This window comes from Bradyrhizobium sp. 21 (genome assembly GCF_023073335.1).
Lineage (GTDB): Bacteria > Pseudomonadota > Alphaproteobacteria > Rhizobiales > Xanthobacteraceae > Bradyrhizobium.
The window spans coordinates 1-17,681 of sequence record NZ_JADPJG010000031.1 but is presented as its reverse complement, the minus strand read 5'-3'; the positions used below and the strand labels follow the sequence as shown (position 1 = coordinate 17,681).

At 64.2% G+C, this 17,681-nt stretch carries 16 protein-coding genes; 10 read left to right on the top strand and 6 right to left on the bottom strand.

The window, feature by feature from the left end:
• Positions 1 to 9 precede the first annotated feature (9 nt).
• From IVB31_RS24030 to IVB31_RS24020, 3 genes are read left to right on the top strand one after another with little or no spacing between them, the layout of a single operon-like run.
• Entirely contained in the window at positions 10 to 693 is a 684-nt protein-coding gene (locus IVB31_RS24030) for an isochorismatase family cysteine hydrolase (protein WP_247328509.1), read from the top strand.
• Complete coding sequence (locus tag IVB31_RS24025; protein WP_247328507.1) at positions 690 to 2,222, top strand: ABC transporter ATP-binding protein; 1,533 nt, start codon at positions 690 to 692, stop codon at positions 2,220 to 2,222. Before IVB31_RS24030 ends, IVB31_RS24025 begins: the two co-directional genes overlap by 4 nt.
• A gap of 27 nt (positions 2,223 to 2,249) precedes the next feature.
• Entirely contained in the window at positions 2,250 to 2,735 is a 486-nt protein-coding gene (locus tag IVB31_RS24020; protein WP_247328505.1) for a nucleoside deaminase, read from the top strand.
• 184 nt (positions 2,736 to 2,919) lie between these two features.
• Here IVB31_RS24020 and IVB31_RS24015 read toward each other — a convergent pair whose 3' ends face one another.
• Positions 2,920 to 4,026 carry a hypothetical protein gene (locus IVB31_RS24015; RefSeq protein WP_247328502.1) on the bottom strand — a complete coding sequence of 369 codons (1,107 nt, stop codon included), beginning with the start codon at positions 4,024 to 4,026 and terminating at the stop codon, positions 2,920 to 2,922.
• A gap of 580 nt (positions 4,027 to 4,606) precedes the next feature.
• Between IVB31_RS24015 and IVB31_RS24010 the strand changes: the two genes are divergently transcribed.
• From IVB31_RS24010 to IVB31_RS23995, 4 genes are all read left to right on the top strand, one after another.
• A complete protein-coding gene (locus IVB31_RS24010; protein ID WP_247328500.1) occupies positions 4,607 to 6,178 on the top strand; it encodes an ABC transporter ATP-binding protein in 1,572 nt (523 codons plus the stop codon).
• Positions 6,162 to 7,253, top strand: a complete 1,092-nt coding sequence (locus IVB31_RS24005) for an ABC transporter permease (protein ID WP_247328498.1) — start codon at positions 6,162 to 6,164, stop codon at positions 7,251 to 7,253. The genes IVB31_RS24010 and IVB31_RS24005 overlap by 17 nt, the downstream gene beginning before the upstream one ends.
• On the top strand, positions 7,240 to 8,157 hold the full coding sequence (locus tag IVB31_RS24000) for an ABC transporter permease (protein WP_247328496.1): 918 nt from the start codon (positions 7,240 to 7,242) through the stop codon (positions 8,155 to 8,157). Before IVB31_RS24005 ends, IVB31_RS24000 begins: the two co-directional genes overlap by 14 nt.
• A gap of 77 nt (positions 8,158 to 8,234) precedes the next feature.
• Positions 8,235 to 9,311: a BMP family ABC transporter substrate-binding protein gene (locus IVB31_RS23995; RefSeq protein ID WP_247328494.1), complete on the top strand. Its 1,077-nt coding sequence runs from the start codon at positions 8,235 to 8,237 to the stop codon at positions 9,309 to 9,311.
• A gap of 111 nt (positions 9,312 to 9,422) precedes the next feature.
• Here IVB31_RS23995 and IVB31_RS23990 read toward each other — a convergent pair whose 3' ends face one another.
• On the bottom strand, positions 9,423 to 10,772 hold the full coding sequence (locus tag IVB31_RS23990) for an 8-oxoguanine deaminase (protein WP_247328492.1): 1,350 nt from the start codon (positions 10,770 to 10,772) through the stop codon (positions 9,423 to 9,425).
• A 150-nt stretch (positions 10,773 to 10,922) separates the two neighbouring features.
• Between IVB31_RS23990 and IVB31_RS23985 the strand changes: the two genes are divergently transcribed.
• Together IVB31_RS23985 and IVB31_RS23980 are read left to right on the top strand one after the other, a co-directional pair.
• Entirely contained in the window at positions 10,923 to 11,750 is an 828-nt protein-coding gene (locus IVB31_RS23985) for an FAD binding domain-containing protein (protein ID WP_247328490.1), read from the top strand.
• Positions 11,747 to 14,473, top strand: coding sequence for a molybdopterin-dependent oxidoreductase (locus IVB31_RS23980; RefSeq protein ID WP_247328488.1), 2,727 nt, complete (start codon positions 11,747 to 11,749; stop codon positions 14,471 to 14,473). The genes IVB31_RS23985 and IVB31_RS23980 overlap by 4 nt, the downstream gene beginning before the upstream one ends.
• Here IVB31_RS23980 and uraD read toward each other — a convergent pair.
• The 4 genes from uraD to IVB31_RS23960 form a co-directional block, all read right to left on the bottom strand.
• Entirely contained in the window at positions 14,470 to 15,357 is an 888-nt protein-coding gene (gene uraD, locus IVB31_RS23975) for a 2-oxo-4-hydroxy-4-carboxy-5-ureidoimidazoline decarboxylase (RefSeq protein ID WP_247328486.1), read from the bottom strand. The two genes, IVB31_RS23980 and uraD, sit on opposite strands and share 4 nt — an antisense overlap.
• 7 nt (positions 15,358 to 15,364) lie before the next feature.
• Positions 15,365 to 16,300: an allantoinase PuuE gene (gene puuE, locus IVB31_RS23970; protein ID WP_247328483.1), complete on the bottom strand. Its 936-nt coding sequence runs from the start codon at positions 16,298 to 16,300 to the stop codon at positions 15,365 to 15,367.
• A complete protein-coding gene (locus tag IVB31_RS23965) occupies positions 16,301 to 16,714 on the bottom strand; it encodes a DUF3830 family protein (RefSeq protein WP_092022597.1) in 414 nt (137 codons plus the stop codon).
• A gap of 119 nt (positions 16,715 to 16,833) precedes the next feature.
• The gene (locus IVB31_RS23960) at positions 16,834 to 17,112 is read right to left on the bottom strand and encodes a hypothetical protein (protein ID WP_247328481.1); all 279 of its coding nucleotides are present in this window, start codon (positions 17,110 to 17,112) and stop codon (positions 16,834 to 16,836) included.
• 228 nt (positions 17,113 to 17,340) lie between these two features.
• Here IVB31_RS23960 and IVB31_RS23955 point away from each other — a divergent pair, with 228 nt between their 5' ends.
• Positions 17,341 to 17,559 (top strand): hypothetical protein, encoded by a 219-nt coding sequence (locus IVB31_RS23955; RefSeq protein ID WP_247328478.1) that lies wholly within the window; start codon positions 17,341 to 17,343, stop codon positions 17,557 to 17,559.
• The last annotated feature ends 122 nt before the right edge of the window (positions 17,560 to 17,681 follow it).

Genomic DNA, 17,681 nt, shown 5'->3' with positions numbered 1-17,681 from the left:
AGTGACATCATGCCCGAGCGCACCATCAAGTCCGAGCCCTATGCCTGGCCCTATAACGGCGATCTTCGCCCCGAGAACACCGCGCTCGTCATCATCGACATGCAGACCGATTTCTGCGGCATTGGCGGCTATGTCGACAAGATGGGCTATGACCTCTCGCTGACGCGGGCGCCGATCGAGCCGATCAAAAAGCTGCTTGCTGCGATGCGAGCCCAGGGCTTCCACATCATCCATACCCGCGAAGGCCATCGTCCCGATCTCTCGGATCTTCCAGCCAACAAGCGCTGGCGTTCGCGGCAGATCGGCGCGGGGATCGGCGATCCCGGCCCGTGCGGCCGCATCCTGGTGCGCGGCGAGCCCGGCTGGGACATCATCGAGGAGCTCGCGCCGCTGCCGGGCGAGCCCATCATCGACAAGCCCGGCAAGGGCTCGTTCTGCGCCACCGATCTGGAACTGATCCTGCGCGTGCGCGGCGTCGAGAACATCGTCCTCACAGGCATCACCACCGACGTCTGCGTCCACACCACCATGCGCGAGGCCAACGACCGCGGCTTCGAATGCGTGCTGCTGCACGATTGCTGCGGCGCCACCGACAAAAGCAACCACGAGCACGCGCTGAAGATGATCAAGATGCAGGGCGGCGTGTTCGGCGCGGTCTCGACCTCCGACGCCTTCATCGGAGCGATTTCGTGATCATCGGCGAAAGCCCACCGCCGCCGGGCGCCTTCGGCGTCAATGCCATCGCCATGACCATGCGCTTCGGCGATTTTCTGGCGCTGGACAATGTCGAGCTGAAGGTGCGACCAGGCTCGTTCCATGCGCTGCTGGGTGAGAACGGCGCCGGCAAGTCGACGCTCGTCAAATGCATTATGGGCTATTATCACGCGACCGAAGGCGACATCATCGTCGGCGATCGTGAGCAGGCGATCGCCAATCCGAAAGACGCCCACGCACTCGGCCTCGGCATGGTCTACCAGCATTTTACGCTGGTGCCGGCGATGACGGTCGCCGAAAATCTCGTGCTGGCGCGCGACGACGTGCCGGCAGTGGTGAACTGGCCGAAGGAGATGAAGGAGCTCGAGGCCTTTCTCGCACGCATGCCGTTCAAGGTCCCGCTCAGCGCAAAGGTCTCCGACATCTCCGCAGGCGAGCGCCAGAAGTGCGAGATCCTCAAGCAGCTCTACCTGAAACGCCGCTTCCTGATCCTGGACGAGCCGACTTCGGTGCTGACCCCGGCGGAAGCTGACGAGGTACTGGGCATGCTCCGCGACATGGTCGTCACGGGCGAGCTGACGATTTTGATGATCACGCACAAGTTTCGCGAGGTCATGGCCTTCGCCGACGACGTCACGATCCTGCGCCGCGGGAAGCTCGCCGGAGCGGGCAAGGTTTCGGAGCTGACGCCGGACGCGATGGCGCGCACCATGATCGGCGCCGAGGAGCTGACGGTGCAGCCGCCGCGCACCGGTGAGGCCGGCCAGGCCCGATTGGAGCTGGCAAAAGTCCGGGCGATCGACGACGCCGGCGCCATCGCCGTGCATGATGTCTCGCTCACGGTGCGCGCCGGCGAGATCGTCGGCATCGCCGGTGTCTCGGGCAACGGCCAACGCCAACTCGTCGAGGTGCTGGCCGGGCAGCGCGAAGCCGAGAGCGGCGAAATCCGCGTCGCCGGCGATCCCTATCACGCCAGCCGCGAGGAGATGCGGCGCCACAAGATGTCGCTCCTCCCGGAGGAGCCGCTGAAGAATGCCTGTGTTGGCGGCATGAGCGTCGCCGACAATATCGCCTTCCGCGAGTTCGATCGTGCGCCCTTCGCCAGCGGCGGCTGGTGGCTCAATCGCGGCGCGTTCCGCGACGATGCGAAGAAGAAGATCGGGCAATACAAGATCAAGACCCGCACCCCGGATACGCCGATCTCGGCGCTGTCGGGCGGCAACGTGCAGCGCGCCGTGCTGGCCCGCGAGCTCGGCGGCGACGTCGAGGTGCTGATCGCAGCCAACCCCTGCTTCGGTCTCGACTTCGCCGCGGTGGCGCAGATCCATGCCGAGATCATGGCCGCGCGCAACCGCGGCGCCGCGGTGCTGCTGGTCAGCGAGGATCTCGACGAACTGCTCGAACTCTCCGACCGGCTGGTGGTGATGTTCCACGGCGAATTCGTGTATGAAGCGCGGACCAGCGAGGCTGATCTCACCGTGGTCGGCCGGCACATGGCGGGTCATTGACCAGAGATTAGCGACCGGGAATTAGCGATGAGCGGCACAGCCGAGCGCGACGAACAATTTTTGCGTTTGTCCTTTGCGGTCGCCCGCCGGTCCCTTTCCAATGGCAACCATCCCTTCGGCTGCATCGTTGTCGATGCGGACGGCCGCGTGCTGATCGAGACCGAAAACGGCTACATGCCGGACCACGACGCTACCGCGCATGCCGAGCGTCTCGCTGCGACGCAGGCCTGCCGCACGCTCAGCCGCGAGGTGCTGGCGGAGGCCACGCTCTATTCCTCCGCGGAGCCCTGCGCGATGTGCGCCGGCGCGATCTACTGGGCTGGCATCGGCCGTGTCGTCTATGGCCTCAGCGAGCACCGCCTGCGCGGCATCACCGGTGATCACCCGGAGAACCCGACACTCGACCTGCCCTGCCGCGAGGTCTTTGCCAGCGGTCAGCGGTCCACGGAGGTCGTCGGGCCAATGCTGGAAGGCGAGGCCGAAGCGCTGCACGACGGCGTGTGGTCGAGGTAGAGAAGAGAGTTCAACTTCGTAGCGTGAGGTTAGCGAAAAGCGTGACCCACCTCTTCTCTCCAAACGCGGGAGGCAAACGGTGGATTACGCCTTCGGCTCATCCACCTACGTATCCAAAAAAGGAGATGGCGCCGCGGAGGTCCATCGCGGCGCCATCGTCGTTCACCTGGAGACCATCAGGTGGTTAGAACTTCATCGTAACACCGCCATACACCGTCGATTCGGTGCAGGTGTGATTGCTCTGACCATTGAAGGTGCAAGCCACGCTGTTGTTGTGGTCGAGGCCGAACTTGTTCTGCCAGTAGCGGTAGGCAACCCAGAGATCGACGAAGTGCGAGTACTTCGGACCCCAGACCGCCTTGGAGGCGTCGAGGGTCAGACGGATCGGTTCCGAATTGAATTCGACCTTGGTGTTGATGTTGCCAGGAGCTGCAAACGGCACCGGGTTGCTCTCTGTCCCCTTGGGTCCATACCAGCCGGCGCGACCGCTAATCGACCAGAACTGCATGTTTTCGGGCAGGAAGCCCAGATCCATGTAGTAATTGGTTTCAACCGCCCATGTCGGCTTGAACCGGCGGTCACCATCGCCGAGACAGGTCGCGCCCGGAACGCCAGGTGCGAACAGGTTGCACTGGGCGAACACGCTGTGGCTCGAGAACTCCCAATAGACCAGCGGGGCAACGTTGAAGTAGCCCTTGTAGGGCAGGTCGAAGGCGAACTGCAGACCGGCGACGACGTCGCGCTTGGCGGCTGAGAAGAAGCTGTTCTCCGAGCTGCCGTCCATACCCACCTCAAACGAGATGTTGTGCAGGGGTCCAGCCGTGAACGCCTTGGTGTTGAAGATTTCGTTCCAGCCAAGGGTCGACCGGAACAGACCGTAGATTTCGGTCATGCCCGAACAGTTGGCCGGCAGACCGGACACGGCGCTCACGATCTGACCCGCGCCGTTGGTGAAGCAGGGGTTCGCCGGATCGTTATGGTCCGACTTGAACATCGAGATGGTGAAGAAGTTCGTGCCGTAGGCCCAGGCGTCGAAATGGGTGAACGAATAGACCTGCTTGGCGGTCTTTCCATTGACGGTGCCGTTCGGGTTCACGCTGAAGACGCCCGGGTCGGTGCCCTTCGGCATCCAGGAGAACGACACGCGGTCGTCGATCACCAGGAAGAACGGAAGGTCCGCCACCTTCTTGGCAGCCTTGACCGGCAGATCCGCCGCCTGAGCCAGGCCACCGGTAGCGAGCGTAGCAAGTGACAGCGCAGCAGCTGCAATTGCCTTCATACGAAACAACATCCTGAATACCCCCAAGTTTGGACACGTAAAAATGAACGTCCCTTGGTGCGACACTTGCGCTGATCTCCCGGGCTGAGAAGCCTCAACTTTTTCCAAGGCATGCCGCTTGTTTCGGCAGCACGCGGCGTTGACCGTGGGAATTCGAGGGTTTTTTAGCGCTGCTCTCGCTTGCGAGCCGCATGTTGGAGCGGGGCTATTGCCGGACTTTCCCGTTTGATTTCGTTTGGCTTTTGCGTCGATCAAACTGCACGGAAACGGTCATCCCCGGCGACGAACATTGCAGTCCGTCATTGCATACGCGTGGTGGCGCGACTTTGCTCAACAGCGCGTCAAGCCTGCATAGCCGGTTCCGATTTGGCTTAAGCCGTCACAAATTTGCAACAGGCACTGTTCGCAGTTGCGACCACGACGAGCGTCCGGGGCGCGGCTTGCGGCGATCCCCACAAAAAGCGACGGCGACTCGCGAGCGCCGACCTTCTGCCGCAGCGTTGGGCAAGGGATGACGCTTTTTCACACCTTACGCGGCGGTTCAAACTAGCCCACTATTGAGGCACTTCACCCCATGCAAGTGCATCAGCGAATGTTGGATCCAACGACTAACGGCCTGCATTCCGGCGAAACCCCGCTCCTCAGGACGATCGGGCTCACCAAGCGCTATGGGGATTTCCTCGCCAACGATTCCATCGACATCGACATCTGGCCGAAAGAAATCCATGCGCTGCTGGGCGAGAACGGCGCCGGCAAGTCGACGCTGGTGAAGGCGATCTACGGGCTGATCCAGCCGAGCGCCGGCGAGATTCTCTGGAAGGGGCAGCCAGTCGCGCTGTCCGGTCCCTCGGAAGCGCGCAGCCGCGGCATCGGCATGGTGTTCCAGCATTTCTCGCTGTTCGACAATCTCACCGTCGCCGAGAACGTCGCGCTCGGCCTCGACGGCAGGGAATCCTTCAAGGACATGTCGGCACGGCTTGAGCAGGTATCGAAGACCTATGGCCTGCCGCTCGATCCCAAACGCGAAGTCTGGCAATTATCGGTCGGCGAGCGCCAGCGCATCGAGATCGTCCGCGCGCTGATGCAGGATCCGCAATTCCTGATCCTGGACGAACCCACCGCGGTGCTGACGCCGCAGGAAGCCGACCAGCTCTTCATCGTGCTGGAGCGGCTCAAGGCCGAAGGCCGCGCCATCCTCTATATCAGCCACAAGCTCGAGGAGGTGAAGCGCCTGTGCGACACCGCAACGATCCTGCGCGGCGGCAAGAAGGTGGAGACCTGCAATCCGAGGCTTGAGACCGCCGCCTCGCTCGCGCGCATGATGGTCGGCGGCGAGATCAAGGAGGTGAAGGCGGCCGCCGGACGGCAGACCACCGTGCCGCGCCTCGTCGTCAACGACCTCTCGCTCGCCCCCAGCGAGGCCCATGGCGTGCGGCTCGAGCACATCTCGTTCGAGCTGAAGGGTGGCGAGATCCTCGGCATCGCCGGCGTCGCCGGCAACGGCCAGGACGAACTGTTCGCGGCGCTGTCCGGCGAGCGTCTATCGAAAGATCCCGGCACGATCGTGATCGAAGGCCTTGCTGCGGGCCATCTCTCGATCACGCAGCGTCGCAAGCTCGGCGCGGCTTTCGTACCCGAAGAACGGCTTGGCCACGGCACCGCACCGCGCATGAAGCTGTCGGAGAATGCGCTGCTCACAGGGCACGCCGCCAGCGGCATGGTCCATCACGGCTTCATCGACACCGCCGCCACGCTGAAGACCGTCGACCGCGCGACGGAAACGTTTGACGTCCGCAAGGCCAAGCGCGATCCGGAAGCGGCCAGCCTCTCCGGCGGCAATTTGCAGAAATTCATCGTGGGACGCGAGATCCTGCGCAACCCGGCGGTGCTGGTGGTGAGCCAGCCGACCTGGGGCGTCGACGCCGGCGCCGCCGCCGTCATTCGCCAGGCGCTGCTTGATCTGGCGACGGCAGGCGCAGCCGTGCTCGTGACTAGCCAGGATCTCGACGAGCTCGCGGAAATCGCTGACCGCATCGCCGTGATGTTTCATGGCCATCTGTCCGCCCCGCTCGCTACCAAGGAGGCGACGCGCGAAAAACTCGGGCTGTTGATGGGCGGCAGCTCGCTGGAGCCGAAGGAGGCCGCGCATGCAGTTGGTGCTTGAGAAGCGCGCCGAGCGCTCCAACACGATCGCGCTGATCTCTCCGCTGATCGCGATCGGCCTCACGATCGTGACCATGGTCATTCTGTTCGCGATCCTCGGCAAGAATCCGCTGCTCGCCCTGCACGCCTATTTCATTGCGCCCCTGACCGACGGCTATTCGCTCCAGGAGATCGCGGTGAAGGCGACGCCTCTGGTGATGATCGCGATCGGGTTGTCGCTCTGCTATCTCGCGAACGCCTGGAACATTGGCGCCGAAGGACAATTCCTGATCGGCGCGGTCGCGGGAAGCTGGGTCGCGGTGAAGACGCAGGGCACCGACGCCGGGGCCTGGGTGCTGCCGGTCATGCTCGTGCTCGCAGCCGTCGCAGGCGCGCTCTATGCGCTGATCCCGGCGATCTGCAAGGTGAAGTTCGGCGCCAGCGAAATCCTGACCAGCCTGATGCTGGTTTATGTCGCCGACCTCTTCCTCGACTACCTCGTACGCGGCCCGTGGCGCGATCCGCACGGATTCAACTTCCCGACCACGGCCGAGTTCGATCCGGTGGCAACAGTCCCGTTGCTGATCGAAGGCGGCCGATTGCATCTCGGCTCGATCATCGCCCTCCTCGTCGTCGCGGCGGTGGCGATCCTGCTAGGACGCACCATCAAGGGATTCGAAATCCGCGTTGTTGGTGCTGCCCCCCGCGCGGCACGGTTCGGCGGCTTCAATTCCAACCAGTTGATCATCCTGACCTTCGCGGTCTCGGGTGCGCTCGCGGGCCTTGCCGGCATTATCGAGGTCGCGGGTCCGGTCGGGCATCTCCAGCCCGGCATCTCGCCCGGCTACGGTTTTACCGCGATCATCGTCGCCTTCCTCGGCCGGCTGAACCCGCTTGGAATATTAATTGCAGGCCTTTTCCTCGCATTGACCTTTATCGGCGGCGAGCAAGCGCAGATCGCAATGAAGATCCCGTTGGACGTCACCAAAGTATTTCAGGGCATCCTGCTGTTCTACGTGCTCGCCTGCGATTCCCTCATCCTCTACCGCTTCAAACTGGTGTTCCCGAACCGTCAGGTGGCCCGTGGAACTGGTTGAAGCCATCATTCTGGCGGTGCTCGCCGCGTCGACACCGCTGCTCATTGCGGCGACGGGCGAGCTCGTGACCGAGCGTTCCGGCGTGCTCAATCTCGGCGTCGAGGGCATGATGATCGTCGGCGCCGCCTGCGGCTTTGCAGGTGCGTGGCTGACCGGTTCGATCTTCATCGGCGCGCTGTTCGGCATCGTCGCGGGCACGCTGATGTCGCTGATCTTCGCGTTGATGGCGCTCGGGCTCGCAGTCAACCAGGTTGCGACGGGTCTTGCGCTGACCATCCTGGGCGTCGGACTCTCCGGCCTGATCGGGGCCCGTTTCGTCGGCGAGCGCATCACGCCGGCGGCGCATCTCTACATTCCCGGCCTCACCGACGTTCCGCTGATCGGCCGTGTCCTGTTCGGCGAGGACGCCTTTGTCTATTTCTCGCTGGCACTGATCGTCGCCGTCTGGTGGTTCCTGTACCGTACCCGGCCGGGTTTGATCCTCCGCGCCTGCGGTGACAGCCACGTCTCCGCGCATGCGCTCGGCTATCCCGTGCTGCGCATCCGAACCTTCGCCGTGATGTTCGGCGGCGCCTGTGCCGGGCTTGCCGGCGCCTATCTGCCGCTCGCCTATACGCCCTTCTTCATTCCCGGCATGACCGCGGGCCGCGGCTGGATCGCGCTGGCGCTGGTCGTGTTCTCGTCCTGGCGGCCGGGCCGGTTGGTGATCGGCGCGTACCTGTTCGGCGCGGTGACAATCCTGCAACTGCACGCGCAGGGCTGGGGTGTTGGTATTCCCTCGCAGTTCATGTCGGCGCTGCCTTATCTCGCGACCGTCATCGTCCTGGTCCTGCTCTCCCGCGCGCGCACGGGCGGATCGACCGCGCCGGCCGCGCTCGGCACCGTATTCGTGCCAGACCGCTGAGTTTCATTTCCGCGGCGTGCGCGATGGGGCGCGCACGTTGCGGATCGTGGCTTTCCCCTGATGTTTGGAGATTGATGATGAGGAAATCACTTCTAGCGCTGGCTGCCGGGCTTTTAATTGCCGGGAGCGTCAGTGCAGCCTCTGCCGCCGACAAGCTCAAAGTTGGCTTCATTTATTTGGGTCCGATCGGCGATCTCGGTTGGACTTACCAGCATGATCTCGCGCGTCAGGCGCTGGTGAAGGAGCTGGGCGACAAGATCGAGACCACCTATCTCGAGAACGTGCCTGAAGGTCCCGACGCCGAGCGCGCCATCGAGCAGCTCGTCCGCGCCGGCAACAAGCTGATCTTCACGACCTCGTTCGGCTACATGGATCCGACGCTGAAGGTCGCGAAGAAATACCCGAACGTGCATTTCGAGCACTCGACCGGCTACAAGCGCGACAAGAACATGTCGACCTATTCGGCCAAATGGTACCAGGGCCGCTACATCCAGGGCCTGATCGCGGCCAAGATGTCGAAGTCCGGTGTGCTCGGCTATATCGGCTCGTTCCCGATTCCCGAGGTCGTCTCCGGCATCAACGCGACGGTCCTGGCGGCGCAGACCATCAACCCGAACATCAAGGTGAAGATCATCTGGGCCAACACCTGGTTCGATCCGGGCAAGGAGGCCGACGCAGCCAAGGCGCTGATCGACCAGGGCGCCGACGTCATCATGCAGCACACGGATTCGCCGGCGGCAATGCAGATCGCCAGCGAACGCGGCAAGTTCGCCTTCGGCCAGGATTCGGAGATGATCAAGTTCGGGCCCAAGACCCAGCTCACCTCGATCCTCGACACCTGGGGCCCCTATTACATCGCCCGCGTCAAAGCGGAACTCGACGGCACTTGGAAGTCGGAGGACACCTGGGGCGGCCTCGACAGCCACATGTTCGCGATGGCGCCCTACACCAACATGCCTGACGACGTGAAGAAGATGGCCGAGGATGCCCAGGCCGCGATCACCGCGGGCAAGCTGCATCCGTTCAAGTGCCCGGTCGTTGGGCAGGACGGCAAGCCGGTGGAGTGCAAGGGGGGCGCCAACCTCGACGACGGCCAGATCCTCGGCATGAATTTCTACGTCAAGGGCATCGACGACAAGCTGCCGGGCAAGTAGCACGCTTCTTGCATTGCCTGAAATACCTGCTCCTCCCGGAGAAGGTTCGGAGGGGGTGGCCAGAAGCACCCGGCACTTGTGGTCGCCCCCTCTTTAGATCCTGCTCGAAAACTATCCCGTCTGCATCGCCCGTGCCGCCGAGCTGTGGCGGTGAATAAGATCAGCCACATCCAGGCCTGGGATCGCGCCGTCGATCACTGCCCATTTTCCTGCCACCATGACCCTGTCGGCCCGATGCGCCCCGCACAGCACCAGCGCGGCCAAGGGGTCGCCGTGGCCGGAGAAGCGCAACTCGTCGAGCTTGAACAGCGCGAGATCGGCGGCCTTGCCGATGGCGATCTCGCCGAGTTCCGGCCGGCCGACGCAGGCCGCCGAGCCCTTGGTCGCCCAGCGCAGCGCATCCTTGTGACTGACCTTCGTCACCCCATAGCGCGCCCGTTGCAGCAGGAACGCTGCCCGCACCTCCTGCATCAGGTTGGATCCGTCGTTCGAGGCTGAGCCGTCGACGCCGATGCCGATGCCGACACCGGCCTCCTCCATCTCGCAAACTGGACAGCAGCCGGAGGCCAGGAGCTGGTTGCTGCAGGCGCAATGGCTGATCGTCGTCTTCGCCTTGCCGAGCCGCTTCATTTCCTCCGCGTTGAAGAAGATGCCGTGAGCGAGCCAGGTCCGCGCGTTGAGCCAACCGCATTGCTCGAGATAGTCGAGCGGACGGCAGCCATACATCTGCTGACAGAATTTGTTCTCGTCCTCGGTCTCGGCGAGATGGGTGTGCAGGCGCACATCGAGCTTGTCGGCGAGATCGGCGGTGGCGCGCATCAGCGACGTCGTCACCGAGAAGGGCGAGCACGGCGCCAGCGCGATCTGCACCATCGCATCCGCACCGCGCTGGTGATATTTCGCCACCACGCGTGCGCTGTCGGCGAGGATGGTGTCCTCGTCCTGCACGACGCTGTCAGGCGGGAGGCCGCCGTCGCGCTGCGACAGGTTCATCGATCCGCGCGTCAGCAGCACGCGCATACCGAGCCGCTTTGCGACGTCGACCTCGATATCGACGGACTCCTCGAGCCCCGCCGGGAAGACGTAGTGATGATCCGTCGTCGTTGTGCAGCCCGAGAGCAGCAGCTCGGACATCGCCACGGTGACGCCGAGTTGCAGCCGCTCCGGCGTCAGCTTCGCCCACACCGGATAGAGCGCCTGGAGCCAGGGAAACAACTCGCGGTCCATCGCCGCGGGCAGCGCCCGTGTCAGCGTCTGGTAGAAATGATGATGGGTGTTGATCAGGCCTGGCAGCACGACATGCTCACTCGCATCGAACACCGCGACATCGGCCGTCGCGGGCGTTCCGCCGGCCGGTACGAGCTCGACGATCCGGTCGTCCTTCACCACGACCCCGCGCTCGGCCCCGTCCGCGAGGATGGTTAGGGGATCCCTGATCCAGATCGGCTTTGAGACGCTCATGATCGTGTTTCTCCTCGCATCCGCTGGCAGCAGGCCAGTCAGGCGGAGCCTGCCCGATCCCATTCCAACCAGCTACTTGTTGTTGCGGCTTGGCTCCGGTCTTGCAAGACTCTCTCGTGCGATTCACCCGGCGGAAGCATTGGCGCGAGCATGGACTTGAATACCATCACAGCGGTCGCCCATCCGCAAACGCGCGTGCAGCTGCCCGTTTGGACGGCAGGTGATGCTTGGCTCGCGGGCGGCACCTGGCTGTTCTCGGAGCCGCAAACGCATCTGACGCGACTGATCGATCTGACCGATCTGAACTGGCCGGCGCTGACCGTCAGCGAGAGCCATCTCAGCATCGCCGCCACGTGCACCATCGCGCAGCTCGACGGGCTCGCCTGTCCGTCTGAATGGCTCGCGGCGCCGCTGATCGGCCAATGCTGCCGCGCGTTCCTCGCCTCGTTCAAGATCTGGAAGACGGCAACCGTCGGCGGCAATCTCTGCATGTCTCTGCCGGCGGGACCGATGATCTCGCTCACATCAGCGCTCGACGGCGTCTGCACCATCTGGAACACCGACGGCGGCGAACAGACGATGCCCGTCGCCGAATTCGTCACCGGCAACCAGCGCAACCGTCTGACGACGGGGGACCTGCTCCGGCAGGTCGATATCCCGATTGCCGCGTTGAAGCGTCGTACGGCCTTTCGCCAGATCTCGCTGGCGCCGGTCGGCCGCTCGGCGGCGCTTGTGATCGGCAGCCTGGATACCGATGGCGCGCTGACGCTCACGGTCACCGCATCGACGGTGCGACCGATCCAGCTGTCCTTTGCCAAGACCCCGGATGCGCATGCGCTTCGCGACGCAATCGCGCAGCAGATCACGGATGATCTGTACCACACAGATATCCACGGCAAGCCGCTCTGGCGCAAGCACATGACACTGCGGCTTGCCGAAGAGATCCGTGACGAACTCCTGGGTGCAACACCATCATGAGCTTCAAGGTCAACGGCGAGCCGTTTTCGCAAGCACCGCGCGCCGGCCAGTGCCTGCGCACGTTTTTGCGCGAGCTTGGCCATTTCGGCGTGAAGAAGGGCTGCGATGCCGGCGATTGCGGCGCCTGCACCGTGCTGATCGACGGCGAGCCGGTGCACAGCTGCCTGATCCCGGCCTTCCGCGCCGAAGGCCGTGCCGTCACCACGATCGAAGGGCTCGGCAGCGACAGCGGTCCGCATCCGATGCAGCAGGCCTTCCTCGATGCGCAAGGGTTTCAATGCGGCTTCTGCACCGCCGGCATGATCCTGACCTGCGCCTCGCTCAACCAGGCGCAGCGCACCGATCTCGGCGTGGCGCTGAAGGGTAACATCTGTCGCTGCACCGGCTATCGCTCGATCGAGGATGCGCTGCTCGGCAAGACCAATGTCGAGGAGCGCGTCGAGGCCGGCGCTGCATTCGGCCGCAGCCTGCCGGCGCCGGCAGGCCCCGATGTCGTGCGCGGCAAGGCTCGCTACACGTTCGACACGGAGATGGACGGCCTGCTGCACATCAAGCTGCTGCGTTCCCCTCATGCGCATGCGAAGATCGTCGCGATCGACAAGTCGGACGCGCTGAGCGTTCCCGGCGTGCACGCGGTGCTGACGCATGAGGATGCGCCATCGGTCCTGATCTCGACCGCGCGGCACGAGAAGGACTGGATGGATCCGGAGGACACCCGTATCCTCGATGACGTCGTCCGCTTCATCGGCCAGAAGGTTGCCGCCGTCGTCGCCGAGAGCGAAGGCGCCGCCGAGGAGGCGTGCCGCCGGCTGAAGGTCGATTACGAAGTTCTCCCTGCGCTGATCGATCCGGAGCAGGCGATGGCGCCGGGCGCACCCATCATTCATCCTGACCGCACCACCGCAAACCGCATTGCCGATGCCCAGCGCAATCTCGTCGCGGAGACACATGGCGAGTTCGGTGACGTGACGGCCGCGCTCGCGACATCCGCCGTCACCTTCGAGGCCACCTTCCACAGTCACCGTGTGCAGCACGCCGCATTGGAGACCCATGGCGGGCTCGCCTGGCTCGATGCTTCGGGCGTGCTCAATGTTCGCACGTCGACGCAGGTGCCGTTCCTGACCCGTCGCGCGCTTTCTGATATCTTCGAGCTTCCCACCGACAAGGTCCGCGTGTTCTGCGAACGCGTCGGCGGCGGCTTTGGCGGCAAGCAGGAGATGTTCGTCGAGGACATCCTGGCGCTCGCCGCGCTCAAGACCGGGCGGCCGGTGAAGCTGGAGTTCACCCGCGAGGAGCAATTCATCGCGACCTCGACGCGACATCCGATGCGAGTCCACATCAAGGCCGGGGCGGACGCCGACGGCAAGCTCACCGCGCTCCAGCTCGAGGTGCTCTCCAATACGGGCGCCTACGGCAATCACGCCGGCCCCGTGATGTTCCACTCGCTGGCAGAGTCCATCAGCGTCTACAATTGCCCGAACAAGCGGGTCGACGGCTTCGCGGTCTACACCAACACGGTTCCGGCGGGCGCGTTTCGCGGTTATGGCCTGCCGCAGACGCAGATCGCGGTCGAAGCCGCGATCGACGAACTGGCGCGGCAGCTCGGTATCAGCCCCTACGACATGCGTCGGCGCAACGTCGTCAAGCCCGGCGATCCCATGCTCTCGCCGCCACCGTCCGATTTTCACGACGTGCTTTATGGCTCCTACGGGCTCGACCAATGCCTCGACCTGGTCGAACGCGCGATGCAGGCCGATGCTCCGCAACCGGACCTCTCGCCGGAATGGCTGATCGGCGACGGCGTCGCGCTGACCATGATCGACACGGTGCCACCGGCCGGCCATCTCGCGGATGCGACGGTCGCGCTCAACGACGACGGCGGCTTCGACCTCACCGTCGGCACCGCCGAGTTCGGCAACGGCACCAGCACCGTGCACCGGCAGATCGCGGCGACGACGCTTGCGACCACCGTCGACCGGATCCGCCTGCACCAGTCCGACACCGCCCATGGCGGCCATGACACCGGCGCTTATGGCAGCGCCGGCACCTTCGTCGCCGGCAAGGCGACGCATGCGGCAGCCATGCAGCTTGCGACCGGGCTGAAGGCGGCCGCCGCCGGCGCATGGCTCTGCGACATCGCGAGCTGCACGCTCGAAGGCGAGGCCGTCGTCAGTGGCGTGCGGCGCATGTCCTTTGTGGAACTGACGAAGCTCGCGCGCGAACGCGGACAACCGTTCGCAGGCACCGGCAATTCCAGTGGCACGCCGCGTTCGGTCGGCTTCAACGTCCAGGGCTTTCGCGTCGCCGTGAACAAGGGCACCGGCGAGCTCAGGATTCTCCGGAGCGTGCACGCGGCAGACGCCGGTGTCGTCGCCAATCCCATGCAGTGCCGCGGTCAGGTCGAAGGCGGCGTCGCGCAGGCGCTCGGCGCCGCGCTCTACGAGGAGATGGTGATCGACGCCGACGGCCGCGTCACCAACCCGAAATTCCGCGACTACCACCTGCCCTCCTTCGCCGACGTGCCCCGCACCGAGGTCTTCTTTGCCGAGACATCCGACACGATCGGACCGTTGGGGGCGAAGTCGATGAGCGAGAGTCCCTACAATCCGGTCGCTGCCGCCCTCGGCAACGCGATTGCCGATGCGACCGGCATCCGCTTCACCGCGCCGCCCTTCAAGCCGGACCGGCTGTTTCCGGCGCTGCGCGACAAGTTTGGTAATTAACTGCCGCGATAGGTCGAATAGCTCCACGGCGTGACCAACAGGGGCACGTGATAGTGTCCCTCGGGCTCGCTGACGGCGAAACGCAACGGGATCGCGTCGAGGAACGGCGGGTCGGTGAGTTGCACGTTGCGCTCGGAGTAATATTTGGCCACGCTGAACCGGAGCTCATAGCGGCCGATCGGCAATGGGCGGCCGCCGATCAACGGCTGGTCGGTACGGCCGTCTGCGTTCGTGACCGTGCGCGCGATCACGCGGCTCTCCCCGAGGTTCGCAAGCTCGACGAGCTCCACCGGGATGCCGGGCGCAGGTTTGCCGGCGTGATTGTCGAGCACATGCGTCGACAGCCGGCCGTGCACTTTCAACCTATCATCGGCGCTGACGAGTTGGTCGAGCCGCAGCGCCGAGATGCGGCCGATCTCCTCGATCGCACGCCGCGTCTCGGTCTTGGCGATATTGAGCAGCCGCGTCTCGAAGTCGCGCAGCACGGAATCCTTGGTGTGACGGCGTACGCAGACGATATAGGGGAAACCGAACTTGTCGCGATAGGCGTTGTTGACGCGCTCGAACGCTGCATATTCGGCGTCCGACAGCCGGTCGAGGCCGGCGCTGTTCTGCTCGTCTGTGGATTCCGCCGTCAGGCCCGCCGCGCGCTGGGTCTTGTTCGCGAGATCGGGATGCGCCCGGATCAGCGCCAGCTGCGCATCGGGCTCCGCAGTCTGGATCGCCGCCATCAGCGCGGCATGCAATTGATTGATGCCGGCGAACGGCCGTTGTCCGGCGATCTGCTCCGCGATCCACGGCGAATATTCGACGACATTGGCCAGCGCGGCGACGAAATCGGCGTTACTTGCAGAGTTGAGGTCGGCGAGCGAAATTTGCGACATTACACCTTCATCCGATCTCGAATGCGTCGGCCGCAAGATGCGCGTGCTTGTCGTGCCAGTGCTGTGCGATTTGGAGCCGCGTCGGCACCCAGACGCGTTCATGCTTGCCGATATAGTCGAGGAAGCGGATCAGTCCCGCGGCGCGGCCGGGCCGGCCGGCAAGACGGCAGTGCAGCCCCACCGACATCATCTTCGGCGCGCTCTCGCCCTCGGCATAGAGCACGTCGAAGGAATCCTTCAAATAGGTGAAGAACTGCTCGCCTTCCGCAAAGCCTTGCGGGTTGATGAAGCGCATGTCGTTGGCGTCGAGCGTGTAGGGAATGACGAGCTGCTTGCCGCTCACGCCTTTGACCCAGTACGGCAGGTCGTCGGCGTAGGAGTCGCAGAGATAGAGGAAACCGCCCTCCTCCATCAACAGGCGGTTGGTGTTGGTGGAGGAGCGCCCGGTGTACCAGCCGAGCGGCCGCGAGCCGGTCGCCGCAGTGTGGACGCAGATCGCTTCCGCGATTTCCGCGCGCTCCTGCGCCTCCGTCATGTCCTTGTGCTCGATCCATTTCAGGCTGTGGCTGGCGATGTCCCAGCCCGCCTCCTTCATGGCAGCCACGATTTCCGGATTACGCTTCAGCGCCGTAGCGACACCGAACACGGTGGTCGGCCATTTCCGCTCGCTGAACATCCGCCACAGCCGCCAGAAGCCGGCGCGCGAGCCATATTCGAACATCGATTCGATATTGGCGTGGCGCTGGCCGGGCCAGGGCTGTGCGCCGAGCACGTCGGACAAAAAGGCTTCCGAGGCGCGGTCGCCGTGCAAGATGTTGTTCTCGCCGCCCTCCTCGAAATTGACGACGAACTGCACCGCGACCCGCGCGTTGCCGGGCCATTGCGGGTGCGGCGGGTTGCGGCCGTAACCGCGGAGATCGCGCGGGTAGCGGGTATTCGTCACTCAGACTTCCTCGAAGCGGATCGGCAACGCGCCCTTCCAGAGCACGCTCTTGCCGAGGGTCGCCAGATTCTCCAGGCCTGAGGTCACGGTGATGAAGTGATTGCCGGCGAGCTGGCCCATCTTGCTGGCGAAGCTCACGCCGCCATAGGCCATCAGGATCTCGGTCTCGCTGATGCCGCCGGGATAGAGGATGATCTGGCCGGGCGCGGGATAGCTGGTGTGGTTCTCGTAGCCAACTCCGAAATCGAGGTCGCCGAGCGGCATCCACACCGCCTCGCCGCTCCAGCGCACATGGATGATGTGGCTTTCAAACGGCAGCGCCTTGCGGAAGGCGGCGACAGTCTTGGGCGCCGCTTGCTCCTCGAAACGGGCATCGAACGTGAAGTCGCCGGCGCGAATAACGAGTTTGCTCATCTCATCTCTCTGGATCGGTGGCCCCACGGGGAATTCTCATGGGAACTCTCATCGGAACTCTCATCGGAACTCTTGGGCAAAAAGCATTCGATCGAGCTTCGCGCAAGGGGGCGCGGCTATCATCTGCGGTCGTAGGACCAGCCGAAAATGCCGCTCCGGCGCGTCTCCGGCTCCGGCTCGGCGGCAGGCTGCGGCGCTTCCTTAAGTTCCGCCTGCGGTGGCGGGGGCGGCACCGGCAGATTCTCGCATTTCATGGAGTAGACCGGCTTGCCGTCCGCGGTACGCCCGATCGGCGCGCAGGGGTCCGGATGCGCCGCCGAGGTTTTTGGGGTGACCTTGACCTGCGCCACGGCCGGCGCGGCGATCAGCAAAAGGACCAGCAGATATTTCGACATCATTGTCGCCCAAAAAGCCCAATTGGCCGCATTGAACCGGATTGCGGCGAGCAAGTCCATCGGCGCCGGGGGCACGATTGCCGAATATTTAGCCGAGACCAAAAAATTGGCTCGCCCCAACGTGATAGCCGCGACGGTGACATTTGGCAGGACGCATCGCCATGTCAACCGCGACGGCGACCACACAAGATAGCCTCTCACAGCCGGGGCGTCGTCACGGGAGAAACAACGATGAAAAAGACCTTTGCCATTCTTGGCGCCATGCTGATCGCCAGCGCCGCGATCCAGACCGCCGCAGCGAGCGACCGCCACCACGTCCGCAAGGCGCAACCCGCGCCGATCACTCAATCGGTGCGCGATTCCAACGCCGCCCTCTGGCCATCGCAGCCGACCGCGCCCGACTGGTCGCGCTACGCCAACGGCGCGATGTCCGCACCGGCCGGGCAGTGATACTGGAGGCATAGAGCGCAACTGCTTCAACGAGGTCTTTGCGAGCGCAGCGACTTGTAGGATGGGTAGAGCGAAAGCGAAACCCATCGCACTCATGATGGGTTTCGCAAGGGCTCTACCCA